Raw genomic sequence first — 2,324 nt, 5'->3', positions numbered from 1 at the left:
CGAGGTGACCAGGATGATCGGAATGTAGAGCACGGGTCCGATCACGCGACGAACGAGCAGATTCTCTGCACTCGGCAAGAGCAGGGATTGCATCATCGCAGCCCCGACGAGTAGCCCTCCGACAGCCCCGATCGCGGAGAGCTCGACGATGATGCTCGGTTCATAGATCACGTCACCTTCCGGCCCGGCCCCGAAGATGATCGCTAGAGGCTCGAAAGTCAGCAGCAACGGGATCAGCGCGCCGAAGAGCGCTCCAGCCGCTGTCCCCCACCCCACCGCTTCCGCCCCTCCTCGGAGCGCCCAAGCCGGGGACAGCGGCACCTTGATGACGTTCGTCAACCGGCCCAGCGCGAGTAACGCCACCAGCATCAACACCGCCAGAACTGCATGAGCGGCGATCAGCACAACGTTGAGGGAAGCCGCAGCCGAGACGGACTCGGAGGCCGGATCGGAACTCATGAGCACAGACGCGGTGAGCCCGAGAGTCCCCACGGCGAGAGCCAAGAGAAACAAGACCACGTAGAGGCCGATGAAGCCACGAAGCCCTTCAAACCTCTTGGTCGTGAACTCCTCAGGTCTCACTTCGGACCAATTGTTGGACGTGAGGTTCCGCCACAGCTCGACGACCGTGGAACGTGCAAAATCGATCCAGCGCCCTACCGCCCGTGGCAGGGCTCTTCGAAGAGTCAGGACACCCTGGCGTTTGACGAAGCCATCGACCTGCCACGCACAGATCGCTGTCACGAGTCCGACGAAGAAGGCCAACGAAACGACCGCTCCGAACAGTGAGCCACCTGGAAAGCTTGGTATCGCGACGGACAGGATGACCGCGAGAACGGCTTGGAATGCCCCATACAACGCCTCTCTCCGCCACGGCGTGAGCGACTGTTCGGAGATCGCGATCCTCCATTGCCTGCCGACCACAGCAGCTGCGACGGCCGTGACCCCGACGGCTCCCAGCACGTTACCGATCATCATCTCCCCCATCCGTCACAAGCAGCGGAGCTCCATGCAACGCACGAGATCCTCTTGGCACAGTGACCAGAGCTCCGCATCGTAGGAGCACTCTGGACTGTTGCATGTCGGGGTGACCTCTGACGACCACTCTTCGACCTTGTGGAAACAGGAGGTGGGGTCGGGAGACATTCACACAGCATGGTCGTTCCCGACGGCATAGAACCGAGGGCACGAGGGACAGTCACTATCTCGCCCTACGACGTCGCAGCTCGTCCCCGCTCCTCGAGTGCCTGTCGGTACCTCGCGAGATGCGCTGTGAGCACCCGGAACACCTCTGCCTCCGGCACAGAAACGTCGACCTGCTCCCCGGGATCCGCGTCGAGGTCGTACAGCGCCTGCGCCACCACGGCCGGCGGGTCCATCCCCTCGCGTGCATTCTCGACGAGCTTGAACCGGCCGCGGCGCACGGCGACTTGTCCGTCGTAGGCCCAGGCCACGGTCCTCTCGGGTGCCTCCGCTGCGGGGTCGCGCAGCACGTCCAGGAGGGAGATCCCGTCGACGTCAGCGAGCTCGGGGGCCGCCCCGTCGGCCGCGTGCAGGAGGGTGGGCAGCAGGTCCATCATGAGCCCCACCTGGCCCGTCTCCGCCCCGGCGGGCAGCTGCGTGGGCCAGGAGACGATCCCCGGCACGCGGATCCCGCCCTCGAACACGCGGCCCTTCGCGCCGCGCAGCCCGCCGGCGCTGCCGCCCTCGTAGGAGATCTCCTCACCGCCCAGCCAGTTGCGGCTCTCGCGGGAGGGGCCGTTGTCGGAGGAGAACAGCACGATCGTGTCCTCGCGTGCCCCTGACCGGTCGAGCGCACCGAGGATCTCCCCGACCGCGTCGTCGAGCGCCGCGATCATCGCGGCGGTCTCTCGTCGGCCGGGCGGGAGGTGGGCGACGCGCTCCATGTGCTCGGCGGGTGCGTGCATCGGGTAGTGCGGGGCGTTGAACGGGACGTAGCAGAAGAACGGCTCCGCACCGGCGTGACGGGTGATGAACTCGCTCGCCCGCTCCCCGATCACGGTGGTGAGGTACTCGCCGTTGCGCCACACCTCCTCCTCGCCGTCCCACAGGTCGTGGACGGGGTCGTGCCCGCCCCAGTAGAAGATGTGGGAGTAGTAGTCCACGCAGCCCGCCCGGAAGCCGAAGGTCTCGTCGAATCCGTAGTGGCTCGGGGCGAACGCGGCGTCGGCGCCGAGGTGCCACTTGCCGAACAGACCGGTGCGATAGCCGCGATCCCGCAGCTGCGAGGCGAGGGTCGGCTGCGGCGGGAGGCCGGGCGTGCGCCGGCTGCCGCCCAGGATCGACTCGACACCGGCATGCGC

General features: G+C 66.7%; 2 protein-coding genes. Both read right to left on the bottom strand.

What is annotated here, in order from left to right:
- Positions 1–975: hypothetical protein (locus ACOJSN_RS00480; protein ID WP_420110544.1), on the bottom strand; the 975-nt coding region annotated here is incomplete at its 3' end.
- Positions 976–1,211: 236 nt separating this feature from the next.
- On the bottom strand, positions 1,212–2,324 hold a 1,113-nt coding region (locus ACOJSN_RS00475; protein ID WP_420110543.1), incomplete at its 5' end, for a sulfatase-like hydrolase/transferase.

The sequence above is a fragment of the Pseudactinotalea sp. genome, assembly GCF_048594945.1.
Taxonomy (GTDB): Bacteria; Actinomycetota; Actinomycetes; order Actinomycetales; family Beutenbergiaceae; genus Pseudactinotalea.
Note: the sequence above shows the minus strand (reverse complement) of the source record. Positions and strands in the feature narration are given on the sequence as shown.